General features: G+C 39.1%; 21 protein-coding genes. 19 read left to right on the forward strand and 2 right to left on the reverse strand.

What is annotated here, in order from left to right; genetic code table 11:
* The first annotated feature begins 21 nt into the window (after window positions 1-21).
* From ID741_RS06405 to ID741_RS06470, 14 genes are all read left to right on the forward strand, one after another.
* The gene (locus ID741_RS06405) at window positions 22-309 is read left to right on the forward strand and encodes a PTS sugar transporter subunit IIB (protein ID WP_048722453.1); all 288 of its coding nucleotides are present in this window, start codon (window positions 22-24) and stop codon (window positions 307-309) included.
* Window positions 310-822 (forward strand): YjbQ family protein, encoded by a 513-nt coding sequence (locus tag ID741_RS06410; protein WP_049218464.1) that lies wholly within the window; start codon window positions 310-312, stop codon window positions 820-822.
* Between the two features lie 5 nt (window positions 823-827).
* Window positions 828-1496, forward strand: a complete 669-nt coding sequence (locus ID741_RS06415) for a ribulose-phosphate 3-epimerase (RefSeq protein WP_049218467.1) — start codon at window positions 828-830, stop codon at window positions 1494-1496.
* Between the two features lie 10 nt (window positions 1497-1506).
* Window positions 1507-2061: a 6-phospho-3-hexuloisomerase gene (gene hxlB / locus ID741_RS06420; protein ID WP_049218470.1), complete on the forward strand. Its 555-nt coding sequence runs from the start codon at window positions 1507-1509 to the stop codon at window positions 2059-2061.
* 129 nt (window positions 2062-2190) lie between these two features.
* Complete coding sequence (locus ID741_RS06425; RefSeq protein ID WP_438719438.1) at window positions 2191-2877, forward strand: HAD family hydrolase; 687 nt, start codon at window positions 2191-2193, stop codon at window positions 2875-2877.
* 194 nt (window positions 2878-3071) lie between these two features.
* The gene (locus ID741_RS06430) at window positions 3072-5510 is read left to right on the forward strand and encodes a sigma-54-dependent transcriptional regulator (protein ID WP_049218475.1); all 2439 of its coding nucleotides are present in this window, start codon (window positions 3072-3074) and stop codon (window positions 5508-5510) included.
* A gap of 199 nt (window positions 5511-5709) precedes the next feature.
* Entirely contained in the window at window positions 5710-6135 is a 426-nt protein-coding gene (locus ID741_RS06435) for a PTS sugar transporter subunit IIA (protein WP_049218478.1), read from the forward strand.
* The gene (locus tag ID741_RS06440) at window positions 6135-6608 is read left to right on the forward strand and encodes a PTS sugar transporter subunit IIB (RefSeq protein ID WP_049218480.1); all 474 of its coding nucleotides are present in this window, start codon (window positions 6135-6137) and stop codon (window positions 6606-6608) included. Before ID741_RS06435 ends, ID741_RS06440 begins: the two co-directional genes overlap by 1 nt.
* A gap of 15 nt (window positions 6609-6623) precedes the next feature.
* Complete coding sequence (locus tag ID741_RS06445; RefSeq protein WP_049218483.1) at window positions 6624-7382, forward strand: PTS mannose/fructose/sorbose/N-acetylgalactosamine transporter subunit IIC; 759 nt, start codon at window positions 6624-6626, stop codon at window positions 7380-7382.
* A gap of 22 nt (window positions 7383-7404) precedes the next feature.
* Window positions 7405-8229 (forward strand): PTS system mannose/fructose/sorbose family transporter subunit IID, encoded by an 825-nt coding sequence (locus ID741_RS06450; RefSeq protein ID WP_049218484.1) that lies wholly within the window; start codon window positions 7405-7407, stop codon window positions 8227-8229.
* Between the two features lie 119 nt (window positions 8230-8348).
* On the forward strand, window positions 8349-9020 hold the full coding sequence (rpe, locus tag ID741_RS06455) for a ribulose-phosphate 3-epimerase (RefSeq protein ID WP_049218487.1): 672 nt from the start codon (window positions 8349-8351) through the stop codon (window positions 9018-9020).
* 21 nt (window positions 9021-9041) lie between these two features.
* Window positions 9042-10199, forward strand: coding sequence for a mannitol dehydrogenase (locus ID741_RS06460; protein WP_049218489.1), 1158 nt, complete (start codon window positions 9042-9044; stop codon window positions 10197-10199).
* Window positions 10200-10496: 297 nt separating this feature from the next.
* On the forward strand, window positions 10497-10817 hold the full coding sequence (locus ID741_RS06465) for a DUF960 family protein (protein ID WP_065422856.1): 321 nt from the start codon (window positions 10497-10499) through the stop codon (window positions 10815-10817).
* A 202-nt stretch (window positions 10818-11019) separates the two neighbouring features.
* Entirely contained in the window at window positions 11020-11262 is a 243-nt protein-coding gene (locus ID741_RS06470) for a JAB domain-containing protein (RefSeq protein WP_225844367.1), read from the forward strand.
* Between the two features lie 184 nt (window positions 11263-11446).
* On the opposite strand, the gene ID741_RS06475 is transcribed toward ID741_RS06470, so the two are convergent.
* The gene (locus ID741_RS06475; RefSeq protein ID WP_049218492.1) at window positions 11447-12184 is read right to left on the reverse strand and encodes a MerR family transcriptional regulator; all 738 of its coding nucleotides are present in this window, start codon (window positions 12182-12184) and stop codon (window positions 11447-11449) included.
* Between the two features lie 529 nt (window positions 12185-12713).
* Window positions 12714-13739 carry a LacI family DNA-binding transcriptional regulator gene (locus ID741_RS06480; protein WP_049218496.1) on the reverse strand — a complete coding sequence of 342 codons (1026 nt, stop codon included), beginning with the start codon at window positions 13737-13739 and terminating at the stop codon, window positions 12714-12716.
* Between the two features lie 159 nt (window positions 13740-13898).
* Between ID741_RS06480 and ID741_RS06485 the strand changes: the two genes are divergently transcribed.
* The 5 genes from ID741_RS06485 to ID741_RS06505 all read left to right on the forward strand — a co-directional run bounded on the left by ID741_RS06485 (window position 13899) and on the right by ID741_RS06505 (window position 19860).
* The gene (locus ID741_RS06485) at window positions 13899-15335 is read left to right on the forward strand and encodes a GH32 C-terminal domain-containing protein (RefSeq protein ID WP_049218498.1); all 1437 of its coding nucleotides are present in this window, start codon (window positions 13899-13901) and stop codon (window positions 15333-15335) included.
* A gap of 14 nt (window positions 15336-15349) precedes the next feature.
* The gene (locus ID741_RS06490; protein WP_049218501.1) at window positions 15350-16630 is read left to right on the forward strand and encodes an ABC transporter substrate-binding protein; all 1281 of its coding nucleotides are present in this window, start codon (window positions 15350-15352) and stop codon (window positions 16628-16630) included.
* 162 nt (window positions 16631-16792) lie between these two features.
* Window positions 16793-17593: a carbohydrate ABC transporter permease gene (locus ID741_RS06495; RefSeq protein ID WP_438719440.1), complete on the forward strand. Its 801-nt coding sequence runs from the start codon at window positions 16793-16795 to the stop codon at window positions 17591-17593.
* Window positions 17593-18420 (forward strand): carbohydrate ABC transporter permease, encoded by an 828-nt coding sequence (locus tag ID741_RS06500; protein WP_049218508.1) that lies wholly within the window; start codon window positions 17593-17595, stop codon window positions 18418-18420. The genes ID741_RS06495 and ID741_RS06500 overlap by 1 nt, the downstream gene beginning before the upstream one ends.
* Before the next feature lie 3 nt (window positions 18421-18423).
* Complete coding sequence (locus ID741_RS06505) at window positions 18424-19860, forward strand: glycoside hydrolase family 32 protein (protein WP_049218510.1); 1437 nt, start codon at window positions 18424-18426, stop codon at window positions 19858-19860.
* The last annotated feature ends 18 nt before the right edge of the window (window positions 19861-19878 follow it).

A 19878-nucleotide genomic window follows, 5' to 3' on the forward strand; every position in this document is an offset into this window, starting at 1 on the left:
AAAAGAAAGCGGGAATTAAACATGAAAAAATTATTAGTCATCTGTGGTGCAGGTCATGCGACCTCAACAATTGCGGTATCAAAAATCAATAAATGGTTAGCAGCGGAGAATTATACGGATCAGGTTAAAATCTATCAATCTAAAATTGCGGATGAATTAAATAAGATGGATGAGTATGATGCGGTCGTCAGCACGACGATTGTTCCAGATTCTGTTAAAGATAAGGTAATCAACGGATTAGGCTTGTTGACAGGAGTTGGTGCAGACAAGATACTTGAAGCTGTTGAAGCCCGATTGGATTTGAAATAAATGATTAAACACGACGAAATCAAATTGCACACAGTAGCAGGTCGTGCTTCTTATCATGATCTTCGTGAGGACCTAGTCGAAATCACACACAAGGCGGGGTTAAAAGACGGGCTTATGACTATTACTACACCCCATACTACCTGTTCCTTTTTCTATGAAGAAACAATGCATGATGTCAATTATTTCGGAGATGATCTGTTACACGTTGATATTAACGAAGTGATGGAAAAAATTGCCCCAATGATGGTAACCGAAGGACAATACCATAGTCCCGGACCAGAACATATTGCCTTTGGAACATCGCTAAGTGACCCTAATTATCCTGCGGAAAAGTGGGTGATGCTGAATACAGATGCTCATTTGAAAGCATCTATTTACGGGACCAATTCACAGTCATTGATTTTAAAAAATGGCGAGCTTCAGATCGGATCATTAGGACGAGTCTATTTTGTTGATTGGGATCGTTTACGGGAAAGAGATCGGACAATTAACGTAGTGATGATGGGGGAATAGATTTAATGAAAGAATTCATTTTGGCGCCTTCGTTATTTAGTTCGAAAATCAGTCGCTTGAAAGATACGTTGAGAATATTAAAGGAGACGGATATTCGATGGCTTCATGTGGATGTGATGGACGGCTGCTTTGTACCGGATATGGCTTCAGGGCCAAGCATTGTGAAAGAGTTAAAAGAGCTTGATGATACTTTGTTGGATGTTCACTTGATGGTGGAACAGCCTGAAAAAATTGTACCGGCTTTTCTAGCGGCTGGCGCCGATGCTATTACGTATCATGCGGAAGCAACCAACAATGGGATGCATATTATCCAGATGATCAAGGAACAAGAAAAGAAGGTAGGTGTTGCTATTAATCCGGCAACCCCAGTATCATTGATTGCCCCTATTTTATCGGAAGTCGATCTGGTGTTAGTCATGACGATCAATCCTGGCAGACCGAATAAGGAGTTTATTCCAATGACGGTTGCTAAAATTGGTGAGCTCATTCGCCTAAGGCAGTCTGATGATTATGATTTTTTAATTGAGGTTGATGGTAAGATTGATAGTGAGTCGATTAAACTTTGTGCGAAAGCAGGGACTGATATGTTTGTATCTGGCGGCTATATTTTTGGTGAACAGGGCCAAGAAATCGAAAAGATCAATAATTTAAAAACTGCGCTGACAGAAATATAGGAGGTACGAATTGAAAAATTATACTTTAACTATCCTAAACGAACTTACACAAAATGCTGAAAAGATGAATACTGACCAAATTACCGCTTTTCTTGCTGAGATCAAAAAGGCTAAGCATATCTTTCTTTCAGGAGCGGGGAGATCAGGTATTGCCATCCAAGCATTTGCCAATCGCCTTATGCACTTAGGGTTTGATGTGAGTATTGTTGGTGAAATCAGCTCACCTCATTCACATTCTGGCGACCTCTTAATCATTTGCTCTGGTTCTGGAGAAACAGGCAGCTTGAAGAGTCTGGCGGAAAAGGCCAAACAAAGCGGAGTTGATTTGGCTTTGGTCACAATGAAAAAAGAGTCAACAATTGGAAAACTTGCCGATGCTGTATTAGTCTTGCCCGGAACGACGAAAGAAGAAAATGACCGCAACGCAGATGATTTAGCGCAACCAATGGGTTCTGCCTTTGAACAGTTAGCATTTTTGATGTTTGATGGCATGGTCTTGAATTTAATGGAAGAAACTGGAGAAACATCAGAAAAAATGTTCGGTCGACATGCGGATTTTGAATAGTTGGTTGAAGGGTGAATCTGTTTTTTTTAACAGCTTCACCTTTTTTTTATAAAGAAGGCTCAGAATTGTTGCTGTACTTCAAAACTAGCTAAAGGTTTCATTTATCAAACGACATTGGGGGAGAAGTGAATGGAAGAAACAACTGTAAAGGCAGTGATTTTTGATATGGATGGCGTTTTACTTAATACTGAACCAATATCAAAACAGGCATTTGAACAAGCGTTTAAATCAGTAAAAAAAATTTTGGATGAGCAAACCTATCAAGAAATTCTTGGAAGAAGTTTAAGCGATATTAGTTATTTTTTATCTGATAAATTTGCGGACATTAAGATCGGAGAAAAAATCATTCAGGAACGAGATCGATTCTTTTTGAATTATTATCAGGAGAATCATGTCGAGGTTTTGCCTGGAGTATGCTCCTTTTTAGAATACTTAACTAAAAGAAAGTACAAGTTGGCGGTTGCGACTTCCGCTAGTAAAGAAACGGCAGAATTTCTATTGAAAAAAGCCAATATTTTTCATTATTTCGACGCGTTCTCTTTTGGCTCAGAAGTAGTGAATGCAAAACCAAATCCAGAGATTTTTCTTAACGCTGCGGAGAAACTGGAGATTGAACCAGCATCAGCGTACATTGTTGAAGACGCGGTCTCTGGAATCGTGGGTGCTATTTCAGGTGGATTTATTCCAGTCTATATTCCTGAAAAGGAAGTTGATGAAGAATTTACTTCTGAGTTTAAGTGTCAGGCTTTTCGTGATATGGAATCCTTCCATTTGCATGTGATTGAATCAAACTTTCAACAAGCTTTAGAGCGATAAGTGTGAAAATAATGGATAATTGAGAGAGTTCATTATGAAAATCTCTCAATTATTTATTTGGATATTCCTTTGAAGAAAACAGTCTGATTCATTCTTAGGGCTGGCACTTTTTATCAGTGACAACTTGATTCTTTTTCTCATTTAATTATAATCTATAGACGAGTCACGAATGAGAGCTTAGGAGAGGTGTTTTTATGGGGAGACGTGAAGAAGTATTATCGTTTATTAGTGAGTGTAAAGTATCCAAAGTTACGACAGCAGATGTGTCTGAGCATTTGCTGATTAGTCGTACAGCGGCAAGTAGAGAGTTGAATGCTTTAGTTAGAGAAGGCCGAGTTGGGAAACAAAAAGGGAAGCCGGTACATTATTTTATGAATAATGACTACCAGTTAAATCAATCCGATGGTTCCAAATCTCCTCAAGAAACGCATACTCCTAATTCATTGATAAAAACATCGGAAAAACTGAATGCGTTTTCTGGGTTTATTGGTGCCGAAGGAAGTTTGACCACACACATTAATTCCGCTAAAGCAGCGATAATGTATCCGCCTAATGGATTACATACAATCATTTTGGGTTCTACTGGGGTCGGGAAAAGTACCTTCGCCCAAATAATGTTTCAGTATGGTCAAGAAATCGGCAGATTTAGCAATAAAAGTCCCTTTATCCATTTTAATTGTGCGGACTATTCAAATAATCCGCAACTTCTCTTATCGATCTTGTTCGGATATGTCAAAGGGGCCTTCACAGGAGCTGATACAGATAAAGCGGGTATTATCGAAAAATCTAATCATGGCGTATTGTTTTTAGATGAAATTCATCGTCTACCACCTGAGGGGCAAGAAATGCTTTTTACAATTATTGATACTCAGAAATTTCGTAGGCTAGGCGAAGCGGATACTGCGGCCAGAACGGTTAATGTACTAATACTATGTGCGACAACAGAAAATATTGACAGCTCATTATTGCAAACGTTTAACCGACGTTTTCCGATGGTATTAACATTGCCAGATCTTAAGGATCGGACCTTCAAGGAACGGATACAATTGATTGACTACTTTTTTTGTATCGAATCCAAAAAAATTGAGCATGAAATTAACGTTGAAAAAACAGTTATCGACTATTTAGCAACGTATTCATGTCCAGGAAATATTGGTCAATTAAAAAATGATATTCAAATTTTTTGCGCTAAGGAATTTGCGCAGGCTATGATACAGGGAAAAAGAGCGATCTGCATCACATTTGATCATATAGAAGCTCATGAAGTGATTGAGTCTAAAGAAAATAGCCGCGTTCAGGATACGGTGTATTTTCAAGGTGAAAAGATGCGTTCTGATCAGTCCTTACCGATAACTATTCCAGAAGCAATCGGAAATGAGACCTCCTTTTATCAATCGGTCTTGGAAAGGTACTCAACTCTGCTGAAAGAGGGTCGATCAATCAAGGAAATCCAACAAAAAATCACATCATTCATCGATGATTTTTTCAAGGTCGACTTAAAACCTGATCATGTGGATGCTCATTCGAATAAGGGAATCGAAAAACTAGTTTCCAAAGAGATATTGGATATTGTGGAAGAAATAATTCAAGAAATATCAGTAGATTTAGAAGTTAAAAGTGACCCGCATATCACTTATAACCTGGCTCTGCATATTGAGGCCTTGGTATTAAAACTTCAAACAAGTAATAGCCCTTATCGATCAAAAAAAATTGTTGAGCTTAGTTCAGAGACGTATTTCAAGAAATATGCAGATAAGTTGATCATTGAAATCAATCGAAAAATGGGCGTAGAAATACCAGTCGAAGAACAGGAAATCATCGAGCTATTTTTAGATACCATTTATCAAAATGTGCGACAAAACCCTATTGGAATTTTGATACTTATGCATGGCGTTGGTGTCGCCACTAATTTAGCCAAAATGGTTAATGACTTATTGGGGATAAGCCACGCCGTCGGAGTCGATATGCCGCTTGATGAGAGCGTTGAGAATGTGTATCACAAAGCTTTGCAGACCGTTAAGCGAATTGATCGCGGCTCTGGAGTACTCTTGCTAGCCGATATGGGGTCCTTCTCATCTTTTCCAAGTAAAATTGCAAAAGACACAGGAATTGAAATAATGGTCATTGACAATGTTACCTCGCCAATCATCATTGAAGCCACTAGAAAAGCTTTGTTTGCCAATATGGGTATGAAAAAACTCGTTAATGAGTTGTTAGAAGAAAGCACCTATTTCATGGGCAATAAGCGTGACTCGAATATTTTTGATTACTCGAGTCGCCGGCTGATAAAAAATAAGGATCATCTTTTTTATAATTCATTAGAGAAAAGCGTGATATTTTTGAATGTCTATAAGGCAACTGAAGCCCTCGATGAAATATTGATTTCACTGGCTAAACGAATGAATTTTGAGATTATTGATACCCTTGTCATAAAATTCTATTTTCATTGTCTTGGAATGTTGGAGCGAGCAATTCGTAAAGAAAGCCTTGATTTTGAAGTAGAGGAATTGGAGAAGGATGATGATTTTAGAGAAGTAAAAAGAGAAGTGGGTATTTTGGAAAGAATGTACGGAGCTGCTATTTCTGATAGCGAGATTTTATATGTGACTAAGATTATCAAGGGATTTTTATAAAAGGATCATCTGTTACAGCAGAAGTGTAACAGATGGTCTTTTTTACTTTGCACACATTGGAAAAATAGTCATGTGTGACAAAAAGATGTTACACATCAGGAAGGTTTAGCGGAAAAGCTTATCATAAAGCGGTTTCAATGTGTGCAAGAAACCTGGCACGCTAGTTGCTTTATATTAAGTTGAAAGGAAGGGTGAGTGTATGATTGGAATTTTAGTGTTGAGTCACGGCAATCTTTCGCAAGGGATTGTAGAAAGTGGAAAAATGATTGTCGGGACGAATGAGAAAGTTGATTATCTGGGTCTTTATGAAGGCAACAACATTGATGAGTTCTACGATCGAACGGCTGAAAAGATTCAAGAAATGGATGATGGAGAAGGTGTGCTGGTATTTTCAGACCTCTACGGGGCGAGTCCCTTCAAGGCGACGGCTTATTGTGTGAAAAAGCTGCTAGACACGAATTATCGTTCGATTTCAGGCGTTAATTTCTCCATGTTTATTGAGAGCGTTTTAGTGCGAGACTCAATGGGGCTAGATGAGTTGGCAGCCCATATCATGGATACAGGAAAAACGAACATCAAGGAATTATTCACAGAAGCAAAAACACTTTCTAAGGAGGAAAAATAATGAGAAATATTGTATTTACTCGAATCGATGATCGTTTGATTCATGGTCAGGTAATGACTGCTTGGGTTCATGAAACCAAAGCAAATGAAATTGTGATTATTGATAATGAAGTAGCACAGGATGATTTTCTAAAAATGATTATGACTTCATCAGCGCCTGCCGGTATCAAGGTGCTGATTATGTCTGAGGAACAGGCTATCGATTATCTGAAACAGGAGCCAGATGGAAATAAGCTGATTGTTTTAGCAAAGAATCCTAAAGTAATCAAAAATATCACTGATGGCGGTGTGAAGATCGAAGCATTAAATGTCGGCGGGATGGGTGCACGGAAAGACCGCACACAATTGTATCGAAATATTTCTGTCAGTGATGAAGAGCGGGCTTGCTTCAAACAACTCATCACAGATGGAACTTCTGTTTACGTTCAAGTAATCCCAGAAGAAAAAAGTGCAAATATCGAACAATACTTATAAAAGGGAGAGAAGAAAATGGAGATTAATGTCTTTCAAGCATTATTGATTGGGTTGATTTATTACCTGAGTATAAATGGGACACCTTGGCTCACATTATTGGGTAGTACCGTACTAGCACGTCCATTGATTTGTGGGACATTGGTAGGTTTGGTCCTTGGGGATGTCGTTCAGGGTTGTGTGATCGGTGCGGCGATCAGCTTGCCGTACTTAGCCTATATTTCTGCCGGTGGTACTGTTCCGATGGACCCAGGCTTGGCTGGAACATTAGGAACAGCTTTAGCTATGGCAGCGAATGCTTCACCAGAAGTAGCAGTTTCGATGGCAGTGCCGATCGGCTTGTTGGGAACCGTTATTTGGATCGCTCATATGACAGTCAATATTTCGTTCTTACACTTGATCGATAAGGCAGCGGATGAATTAAATTCTAAAAAGATTGATCGTATTCAGATGTTTATACCACAGCTCTTTCTAATGCTGATTTCAGTGATTCCGGTATTTATTGTTGCTTATTTTGGATCTGGTGTAGTGAAGGATGTTCTTGATGCATTAGAAGGCAAGCCATTACATGTGCTTGAAGTAATTGGTGGTGTGCTGCCTGCATTGGGGGTTGCGATGATTTTGAAATCGATCATGAGCAAGGATACTGCGGCGTTCTATTTCTTAGGATTTGTTTTGGCAGTGTATTTAGAATTACCCATCATTGCCGTTTCTATTTTAGCCTTTATCACGGCATTTGTTTATACGCAATTATTCTTTAAGCCCAATCAAGTTTAAATAAGAGGAGTGTGGCCGATCAATGGAACAAACAGTAGAAAAGAAACTCACTAAAAAAGAAATCAAAAAAAGTTTTTGGCGTTGGACGTGTTTTTCCCATTCAAATTATAACTATGAACGAATGCAATCATCTGGTTTTTTACATGCCATGCTGCCAGTCTTAGATAAACTTTATGGGGATGATGAAGAAGCTCTTCGAAAAAGTTATCATCGTCATCTGGAATTTTTCAATACGGAACCTCATTTTGGTGGAATCATCGGTGGTTTGACGATTGCTTTAGAAGAAGAAAAAGCCGCAGGTGCGCCAATTACTGGAGATGCGATCAATTCAATTAAAACAGGATTGATGGGTCCATTAGCTGGAATTGGCGATACGTTGTGGCAAGGAACCCTTGTACCGATCCTTTTATCCATTGCGATTAGTATTGGTTCAGAAGGCAATGTCTTTGGTCCGATTTTCTACATCGTGTCGATGTTTGCCATTATGCTGGGACTTGCATATTACTTGTGGATGCAGGGCTATAGTTACGGGAAAGAAGGAATCCAGAAATTGATGGGTGGCGACCTGCTGAAAAAAGTAATGCTGGGCGCTAAAGTAATGGGCGGTGTTGTTATCGGTGCATTGACAGCGAATTATGTCAGCTTGAGCACAAGCTTAGTGTTTAAATTTGATGATTTAAAGCTGAATGTCCAAACCGATATCTTGGATAAATTATTAAAAGGCATGCTGCCATTAGCTGTAACGATGATTGCCTTGATTTGTTTGAATAAAAAAATGAAATCTACCACCGTGCTGTTGATCTTAGTCTTGATCTCAGCTGTCGGAGCGATCATCGGAATTTTCTAAGGGGTTAGAAGCAGTCATCCGTTTTAGCTTGAAGGTGTAATTCTAAGAAAGAGAAACTCGAGATAGACCTATCCAATTTGCCTATCTACTACTAAAAAAACAAAGGACGTGTGCAGTTCATGGGATTAAATAAATTTATTTCTCCATCAATCATGGTTCCAAAAATTTACGAATATGAAGAGTACATGAAACAATTTGAACAGTATAAGCTCTCCGTCATTCACTTTGACGTAATGGATGGTCATTTTGTCCCAAACATCATGCTAGGGACATCTGTCTTTAGTGATTTAAAAGAAATGACCGAGATACCGATAGATATTCACTTGATGGTCAACGAACCAGAGAAATACATTTCTATGTTTACGACAAGAAAGAATGACTGGGTTAGTTTTCATCCAGAAACAACGAATCAATCCTATCGATTGCTTCAAACAATCAAAGATATGGGCTGTAGAGCCGGCCTAGTAATTAGCCCTGGGACGCCAATTTCTTATTTGGAAGAATGTCTTGATCAACTTGATTACGTGACCTTAATGACAGTAAATCCAGGATTTGCAGGACAGACATTAGTCCCTAATTCTTTTGATAAATTAAGAAGAATCAGGCAGCTGCTAGATTCTTTCAATCCTGAAATTGATCTTGTAGTGGATGGAAATACGACACCAGAGAACAGTAAAAAAATGTCTGAAAGTGGCGCAAACGGCTTTGTCGTTGGCAGTGCCTCTAAAATTCTCAAAAATCCAAGTACCTTTGGAAAGTATCACGATGAATTTATGGCTGTATTAGGATAAAGCGAAGGGGTCTAGTTTAATATGAAAAAAGCATTAATCTTTGGAGCAGGAAAGATCGGTCAAGGTTTTATTGGAGACCTTCTTCATGAAGATGGTTACGAAATTATTTTTGCTGATGTATCTGATGAAGTGATCGAGGACATCAATAGAAATAATTGTTACAGTCTATTCTTAACGAACCATAATTATGAGGAAAAGATCATTGATAATGTTTCTGCCCTATCACTTCTAAATAACCAAGAAGAAATCATTGAAGCGATCACGCAGGTAGATCTCATTACGACATCTGTCATGAAAACAAATTTAGTCAGCGTAGCGCCTATTCTGGCTAAAGGGTTAAAAAGAAGGTTATCTGAGGGGCGAAGTAGAGTTCTTGTGATGGCTTGTGAGAATGCTATTATGGGCACAGACACGCTAGTAAATCTTATGGTTGATACAGGGATTATTACGATGGATCAGTTACAGGAGATTGGCGCGTATCCAAATACTGGTGTTGACAGGTTTGTATTTGGTGGAATTTATAATGGTAAAGAAGGTACCGCAGTTAGTGATTCTCATGAACTGGCGATTGAGCGTCAGAAATTAGATGAGCCGGATAGTCAACCGATTAAAGGAGCAGAGTACGTAGATAATTTAGAAGCGGTACTTAAAAGAAAAATTTATTTAGTGAACTGTTGGCTCGCAATAACTAGCTATATTGGTAATACAAAAGGCTATAAAATGGTTGATGAAGCCTTGCGTGATGCAGATATCCAGAAAATAGTAAAAGAAGCGGTCCTTGAATCTGCAGCGGGATTGGAAAAGAAATTCGGATTTTCCAGTAAAGAAATGAGTAGTTATATCAACGATATGATCATCAAAAGATACGATGATTATAATCAAGAGGGCATCAATGATCCGATCGCTAGAGTATCACGTCAGCCGATCCGGAAATTATCTCCAGATGATAGAATATTGGGACCGGCGAATATTGCTTATGAATATGGCTTGCCCAATGATCATTTGCTATATGGTGCGGCGTATGCTTTAAAGTATGATGATCCTGATGATGAAGAAGCGGTAAAATTACAAGAGAGTATTCAAAAAGATGGGATCGAGAACACGATTGAAAAAATTTCTGGACTTCAAAAAGGTTCAGATATGTTTAACAAAGTTTTGGAGTATTACAATGCTATTTGACGTTTAATTCTCTACCTCAGTAATACAAATGAGTAGAATAATCTTTTCTTCAATCTATGATATCAGCTAAAAGAAATTCTGATCGAAAAAACGATTTCTAATAGCTGTTCAATCTTTACTGGAACTAGATGCTAGAATAGCGCTTTCTGCTTAGATGCAGTTAATTAGTTTTAAATGAAAGTAGCATGTAGACTTGATGTTTCAATAAATTTTACAAATATATATTATTACTATGAAGCCCGATCATCTTAATTTGATGATTGGGCTATTTTTGTGTCTTAAAAGGAGGATCAACCAATGTTCGATACACAAGAGAATCGCTACATCACGAGGGAAGTGAACGAACAAGTACCAAAGGAAATGCAGCAACGATGTTTTCAGTTGATTGATGAGAAGGCGAAACAAACGGGTGTTGAGTTAGATTATCTACAGATATTCGAGTTCAATAAGGACGATCAACGAGGAACAATCACGATTGTCCATCGGCAAGAAGAACCATTCTTCATTGATTATTCTGAGATCCGAATTACAAAAGATTTAGTAAATTTCCAAATAAAAAAGCTCTGGGTGATTGATGATCATACACATCAAACGATGTTATTACCAGAAGAGTATTAACATCAATCACTGAGTAAACAAATAAGAAGTTTCCAAAAGTAATCGAAAGAAGGTCTTGACAATGACAAACCAACAAGTGAAATCTGAGCCTAAAAAGCGAGTGAATATCGTTTCTTTGCAGTTAGTAAAGGAGTCATCAGTATTATATGCAGGAAGAAAATGCAATAGCCCTCAAGCGTTGTACTAGTTATTTTCTCCCTTTATAGAACATAAAGATAGAGAATTTTTAGTGATGGCGGGGCTTTCTCAAAAGTTAGAACCAACCACTATCCAGACGATTTACATTGGCACGATCAATCAATCGTTAGCTTACCCAAGAGATATCTTGAAAGCTGTATTGTTATCTAATAGTGTGTCAATTTGCATTGTACGTAAGCCCCCTTCAGGAGTGGTAACTTCCTCACTTGCAGGCGATCAACCGCTTGTGTTGCATTCCTTGAATTAGCAAATGACTGCTAGACTTGACTTTGACATGATCTTTGCTCAATAACTGAGAACAGGACTCCATGAGTTTGTAGAACTCTTGTATACACCATAAAGTGAAAGAACACGAGATACTTCTCAGCGTCTCGTGTTCTTCCATAGCGATTGACCGCCGAAAGTAGGCAGTAACAGATTTTCAGGTATTGCTATTGTGCAGCGTAGCTCTCCGCAGCAAAACAGATATAGTAGCTTAGTCCTGTTTGCTGTCCCTCCAGCATTTTTCGATGGAAGTCATCGGTCATAAAAAATCTTGACTGTGCTGCAAATCCTTGTGCGTCAAGCGGCATATCTTTCTGTAAAAACAAGATATGCTTCTTAATAGCTGCGTGAACATTTTTATCATTGACACTAACACCATCTTTCAAGGACTTTGCCATGAACGACATAAACTCCATAGCTTCATTGGCTTTGTCATTCATAACATCTACGTCAATGCTGTCGATGTTAAGCTCAACACCATAGTTATTTTTCAGATGGTCGTTCTGTTCGGAAAAATTACCTTCCCATTCTTGCTTGTTAAGTCCTTTGAACATCGTTTCTTTACTCATATTTTCTCCTTTCTCTGCATAAGAAATTGCTTCGTTCAACGTGTGCAATATACCATTCATTCTTTGTTGACGTACTTTCAACAAAGCCCTTTGATCGCATAAGCAACGTAAACGAGACGGTTCATTTTGCATAGCAATTTTGATTTTTTTCAGTGGAAATTCAAGCTCACGATAGAACAAAATTTGCTGCAATAACTCCAACTCACGGTCACTGTAAATCCGATATCCATTATTGGCAATACTATCAGGATGTAACAGGCCTACCTTTTGATAATGATATAGCGTTTTGATTGTGACACCAGATAGCTTTGCAACTTCATGAACAGTATATTTCATGAGTTTCACCTCCTAAATCAACTATAAGGTCTTCCCTTAGGTTGGAGTCAATATTTTTTTTGAAATTACTTATAAGATATCAAAAGTAGATGGTGTTTGCTTATTATCATGTAGCCATTATTGTGCTCTACTTGGAAAACTGCTATAACGTGAAATCTTCTTTTACTTGCAAATCTTTTAATTCAATCGAGATGATCAAAGAGGCACCATTACGATCATCCATCGACAAGAATTATTGTTACTTATTAGATGTCTAAATATGAAATTTTTTTCTAAATCCCTGAATATTAGCAATATATTCACTACTATCTAAATAAAACAGAAAGCTAAACTTATTTGTTGTGTGCGTAGCCGTACCTTAAATGATGATATTTTTTGTCAACTTTGTTGGTGTATAATAATTTCTTGATCTGATTAAGTGTGAGTATAGAAAAATGCAACTAATTAATTCTTTACGAATAGTATAGTTGCATTTCTAAATATATAAGTAAAAGTCATTCATAAGATATAGACTAGTTCATATTACTTTTTATAAACTAGTAGACTCCCTAAGGATCAGCTTCGTAGAATATTTTGAGATCGAATAGGGAATGTCAGGCTCAATCAAGCGGTCCATGATAAGATGGGCCGCTTTTCTACCCAAGTAGATTTTCGGTGTATCGATGGTAGTTAACCCTGGCAAAATTCGCTCGGAATTTGGGATATTATCAAACCCGATCACGTTGACATCGTCCGGTATTCTATACCCCAGCGCCTGCAGGGCGTAGATCAATTGGATCGCTAGCCAGTCATTTCCGCACAAGAAGACATCAGGGACTTTTTTCATGGAAGTGAGCAATTCTTTAATCTTCTCGAAATTCTCAAAAATAGTATCTGTATCCTTGAGAATCGAAGCGTGACTGTTGATTTCCAGCTCATGCTTTTTTAGCGTATTAAAAAAAGCATAATAGCGTTCCATAAATCCAAGACCCGTATTTGGTGAGTATAAATCACCAATAAACGCAAAATCAGAGTAGCCTTTTTGAATAAGCATCTCAGTTATTCGTTCAACATTGGAATGATTTTCCATCATAACAATGTCACACTTTCCAATCAAATAATTGGGATTTTTTGGTGCATCCACCGTGACGATTGGAAGATGAGTCTCCAATAACTTATCCCAGACTGGTCGGAAATTCATTTCAACCACAATGATTCCTTTCGTATTAGAACTATAGACTGCTTCGGGCAATCGCCCTTCTTCAATATCCTTTTTCGATAACGTTGCGATCGTCAACTGATAATTTGTCTCGGAAAGAACCATCTCGATCCCCGTCAAAACATTGCTCCAAAATTGAGAATCATTCGCATGACTGATATTCAGAAACAAGATATTTCCTTGATCAATCTTATATTCTGTCCGTTCTTCTTTTGTAAAATACCCCATCGATTCTGCTTTTCTTATAATGTTTTCTATTGTTCGTTGAGATACTTGAGGATCGTTCTTAAGCGCTTTCGAAACAGTATTCCTTGAGTACCCTGTTTCTTTAGCAATATCATTGATCGTACATTTCATTTTTCACCCTCCCAAGTGCAGTATAACTGCTTGACGCACAGAAAAGCAATAATATTTTGCACGAAAATGCACAAAAAAGCAAAAAAGGCTTGCGGTTAAGCGTTACCAAAATTATTCTAAGGGTGTTAAATGATTAATTAAGTTTAGGAGAGATGCTGAATGAGTTTATTTTATCGGCCTGAGAATGCATGGGTAGGCGATTTGATCCCATATTATGAAGATGGAACTTTCTATGCATATTATTTGCATGATCCAAGAATCATCGAGGGCAAATATGCAGAAGAAACAACGTGGCACTTGGCTACAACCAAAGATTTTGTCCACGTTAACTATCAGGGAGAAGCAATCAAGCGTGGAACTAAGGAATCCTACAACCTCAATAATTACACAGGTTCAATCATTAAAGACGCTCAAGGCAAGTATCATGCTTTTTATACTGCTTTTAATGAGAACAAACCTTTTGTAAATGGAAAGAGCGTCCAGCTAGTCATGAAAGCGGTCGGCGAAAGCTTGTACGAGCTCGAGACAGATCCGAATTTTCTATTTCCATCTGACGGGAAGATATACGAAGAGTTTGACTGGCGCGATCCTTTCGTTTTTTGGGTAGAGGAAGAGCAATGCTACTTCATGTTGTTGGCGTCCAGACGTCAAGGGGCGGGAGATCTGAGAGGCGGTTGCATCTCCTTGTCGAAGTCCAAGGATTTGGAAACTTGGGAATATTGCGAACCGTTCTATGATCCGAAAATGTACATCACGATGGAGTGTCCAGAGGTTTTTAAGATGGGGGATTACTGGTATTTGGTATTTTCAACATTTTCAGACCGCTTTACGACACATTACCGTTATGCCAAAAACTTAGAAGGACCGTGGATCATTCCAGAAGACGATGTGTTTGATACACGCGCCAACTATGCAATCAAAACAGCTTCAGATGGAAAAAGAAGAATTGCTTTTGGATGGGTTGCGACAAAAGAAGGAGAGAATGATTTTGGTCCATGGGATTGGGGCGGAACAATGATTTTCCATGAATTGATCCAAAACCCCAAAACCGGTGAACTGAAGACCGTGGTGATTGATACGATTGGTGAGTTCTATAATGAAAAATCGGAGATATCCGCACCAGTCTTTTTTAATGATCATAGTAGTGATAAAAAGAAAGTTACAAGCGACACTTTAGGAGCCGTGTTATTTGATTGTCCATCAGACGCCTTTTCAGCGACATTAGACTTTGAAGTTTTGAAGGCAAAAGAGTTTGGAATTGCCCTTCATGTGGATGAAGGGATGGAAACGGGCTATTTCTTACGGATGCTACCGGAACAACAGCTGATCGCATGGGATCTGTGGCCGCGAGCTGAAAAGGGCGAGTATCAGTGGCAGATCAAAGGAGATATTCCCTATCAAGTGGAGACAAGCCGGCTTCTGCCGAAAGCGTCACACTATCGTGTCCGCGTGTTGCGAGAAGGAAGTATGTGTGTCGTCTATGTGAACGACGAAATTGCGTTATCGACGAGATTATACAATCACAGCGGAAAAAAAGTAGGGGTTTACGTGGTTCAAGGGGAAGTAGTGTTGCATGAGATCGAGATAAAAGAATAGGAGTTGTTTCTTCCATGATAAGAAAAGTTGGAATTTTGGTTAGTCTTTTAGGCGTTCTTTTTATGGTAACAGCCTGCGGAGGGAAAAAGGAAGATGCTGCCACTACGACGGTCAAATGGCTGACCTCTCGACCAGTTGGTGGGGCAATTGACGAGACTATGCGGGAAATTGCCGATCAGTACAGCAAAGAAAAAGGTGGGAAGTGGAAAATTGATTTTGAAACCACGGCGGACAGACCTTCGTATTTACAGAAATTAAAAACATTAGTTGCCGGAAATAACATGCCGGATATCATTGATACCGATCCAGACCTTTACGCAAAAGAGCTTGTTAAAGCTGGGAAGCTCGTAGACATGAAAAAATTTCTACAAAAGAACGACTACTATCAGAACTTTTATCCGACAGCACTGAAGTACCAAGAATTTTCGGATGGATCGATGTATACGCTCCCTCTGGAATACCATGTCGAGATGATCTGGTACAACAAAAAATTGTTTTCTCAACACGGAATTAGTGTTCCAAAAACCTTCGATCAATGGTTAGTGGCATGTAAAAAATTGAAAGAAGCAGGCGTGACACCAATCTCTGTAGATGGGATTGATCGCTGGCCGGTCCAACGCTACTTGGCAATGCCAGCTTTCAGACAAACGGGAAATCAGTTCATTGAGAATCTGAGTCAAGGTAAAGAAAAAATGTCTAGTCAAACAGGTATTGATTCGGTCAAGTTCGTAAAAGAGATCGGGCAATATTTCAATGAAGGATTTTCTGCCACCGATTACGCGACAGCACAATCGATGTTTTTAGATGGCAAGTCAGCGATGTATTATATCGGGGACTGGGAGATAGGAGCCATGCAGGAGAAATACGACGCGGGTGAAATTGATTATTTCTATATGCCGACAACGAAAGACAGTGTGACAGCAGCCAATGAATTTTGTGTAAACTCTGGAATCGGCATGGCCTTCAATGCTGAAACATTTGATGAAAAGACGAAGGATTTTCTCTTATACGTGCTGGATCATTATGCAGATATTTACACGAAAAAAATGCAGATGTCTCCAATTAAAACGGAGTTGCCAAAAGATGTCGATTATTCAAGTTTATATTTGAGAATTCGAAAAGATATGGATAATACCGGAGAGCAATTTATGAAGCCATGGGATACCTATCTGGATTCTTCAACGAATACGATCGTTCAAGACAACTTGCTGCTTGTGGGTTCGGGGGACATGAAAATTCAAGATTTTGTGAAAATGATAGATGACTCGATCAAAGTGAATGTTGTAGATCAATAAAGGAGGGGAAAATATGGGTGTTTTACGTGATAAGAAGGCATTTTTCGTTTTTCTAATGCCTGGACTACTATTCTATCTGCTCTCTGTTTTTATCCAATCACGGAGTCGCTTCGTTTAAGTTTTATCAAATGGAACGGAATTACTCCACAACAGTTTGTTGGCTTGGAAAATTACAAGCGGCTCTTTCAGGACCCGGTATTTTATAAAGCATTAATCAATAATTTAATTTATTTAGTGGTCGTTGTCATTATTCAATTGTCGATTGGCTTACTATTTGCGGTGTTATTGACCTACTTGAAAAAGCGGGCGAATTTAGTCAAGACGCTCTATTATGTTCCGTGTATCGTTACGACAGTAGCTATCGCGCAGCTGTTCAGAAGTATCTATTCAACACAGCCAGAAGGATTGCTGAACCAAATGTTATCGGCAGTAGGTTTGGGTGGTGTGGCAACTTCCTGGTTAACGAATTTGAATACGGTGTTAGGTGCCGTCTCGATTCCAGAAGGCTGGCGCTTCATCGGAATGTACATGGTCATCTTTTACGCAGCGCTTGTTTCATTAGACGAATCGGTCTACGAAGCAGCGAAAATCGATGGCGCAACAGAACTGCAGATCCTTTTCAAAATCAAGATTCCTATGATCAAAGACATTCTGCTGCTCACCTTCACGATGTGTTTGACGGGTGCGTTGAGAGGATTCGATATTCCTTACCTGCTGACAAACGGTGGTCCGGGGAATGCAAGTGAATTGATGTCCACATACATGTATAAACAAGCCTTTACCAATAACCAATACGGATATGGGAGTGCCTTGGCTGTCTTCATCATTATAGAAAGCGTCTTAATCATCTTCATTTTGAGAAAAATATTTGAAAATTATGATGTGAAAGCACAAAAAAAGGCAGCGAAGCAAGCGCTAACGTTAAGCAAACGTAAGAATAACAAGGAAGGCGGTGTGGTGTAATGAAAGAGAAAGCAATAAAGTATTTGTTTGTCCTTTTATTGGTCATCTTTTTAATCATACAAATTTATCCTGTGATTTGGCTGTTCATTGCAAGTCTGAAAGACTCTGTAGAACTATCGACGACGCCATTCTCATTGCCGAAAGCTGTGACATTTGAGAATTATAAAAATGTGCTGGGCGATGGTGTCATTGGTGGCTATATGTGGAATAGTTTGAAGATCACCATGATCTCGCTGGTGCTGATTTTAGTATTAAGTGCAACGATCGGCTTCGCATTATCAAAATTCCGCTATAAACATAGCAAGAAAATCTATTCATTCTTCATGTTCGGCATCATGGTACCTGTCCAAATCACACTGATTCCATTGTTCATTTTTTATAGCAAAATCGGGATCTTAAACACTAGTATGGCGATGGTCCTGCCGCAAGTAGGCTTTGCATTGCCGCTATCTGTCATGATGTTTGTCAATTTCTACAATTTCGTCCCAGATGAACTGATCGAAGCGGGAATCGTTGACGGCTGTTCACCTTACCGTGTCTTTTTACAGATCGTCGCACCGTTGGCTAGAAATACAATGATCACTATCGCTTCAATGTACAGCATTTTGATTTGGAACGACTTCATATTTGCCAATACATTTATCAGCGATTCTTCTGCCAAAACCATCACCATGGGCTTGAAAGATTATGTGGGAGCGTTTGGAAATGTGGATTGGGGTGCGACCTATGCGGCGATATCGATCGCCATCTTGCCGCCGATACTGATTTATTTCTCGCTGAATAAATGGGTGACTTCGGGTATGACCGCTGGCGCAACGAAAGGATAGCTTATGAAGAACGAAGCAAATCAATATATCGAAAAATATCGAGCTTTAGCCGTAAAAAGCTCTCAACAGCCTATCCTTCACTTTACACCGTCGTTAGGATGGATGAATGATCCAAATGGATTGATCTTCTTCAAAGGGGAATATCATTTGTTTTATCAATACCATCCATACAAAACAAAATGGCACCAAATGTATTGGGGGCACGCGGTAAGCAGCGATCTGATTACCTGGCAGGAACTGCCGATTGCTTTGGCACCTTCTGAAGAGTATGAGGATAGTCCAGATGGCGGCTGTTTTTCAGGAACAGCGCTAGAACATGAAGGAATGCTTTATCTATTTTATACAGCTGTCGCGAAAAATACAGCAGGGCAACTGATACAAAAGCAATGTGTCGCAATGAGCGAAGACGGCCGTCACTTTTCAAAATACGAGAACAACCCCATTATTCATATAGACCATCTTGGGAAAGAGAATCCTCATTTTAGAGATCCTAAAGTCTGGCAAAAAGGTTCTACCTTTTACATGCTTGTAGGCGTCAGTAAGGACCACGTTGGAAAATTGCTTATGTACCGATCAGAGAATCTTTTGGATTGGACAGCGATGGGGGTAGCCTTTGAAGAACCTAATGCTTGGATGCTGGAATGTCCAGATTTTTACGAGTTAGATGGCAAGGAAGTATTGACTTTTTCACCAGTAGGAATAAAAGGCGAGTATTCGACCTATCTAATCGGTCATATGGATTATGAAAAGGGGCAATTCCAATTGGAATCCAGAGGTATTCTTGATTATGGCGTTGATTTTTATGCACCTCAGACCTTTTTAACACCCGAAGGTGAACGATATGTTATCGGCTGGCAAAACGGTTGGGAATGGATGGATGAGTGGAATGGCTTCGGTGAATTAACAGAGAATAGCTGGTGTGGCGCGATGAGCATACCAAGAAAAATTAAGCTAAAAGACAACCGGCTACAGTCTGTATTGCCGAATAAAGTTTCAACATTGAAAGCGGCAAAGACAGTCATTTATGATACACAAACTGACGGATATCAAAAGCCTGTTTCGACTATTCAGGAACCTACGATTATTGAGCTGTCGCTGGGATCGGGGATAGCACCGATTAAACTGATGTTTAAAGATAAAAGAAGTGAGAGTGAAGACACATTCATCATTGACGAGCAGCTGCACTACTATTCAACCGGAAATCCATTGGGAAGAAAGACGTTAACGATGCCGCTTTCTAATAGGAGTAAAACACTTAAGATACTGCTTGATCTATATGCCATTGAAGTTTTTGATGAAGAAGAAGGAACCGTCCTAAGCGTGAACAGCTTTTTCAAAGGAACGTTAAATCGAGACTTTTCTTTCAGCTGTAGCGGACAAAAACGGCTCAAGCAGGTAGTAATGACGGAATTAAGTGCAAAACAATTGATCAAGAGATAAGCGAAGGGGTAGATGAAC

The sequence above is a fragment of the Enterococcus sp. AZ103 genome (assembly GCF_051714685.1).
Classification (GTDB): domain Bacteria; phylum Bacillota; class Bacilli; order Lactobacillales; family Enterococcaceae; genus Enterococcus_A; species Enterococcus_A alishanensis.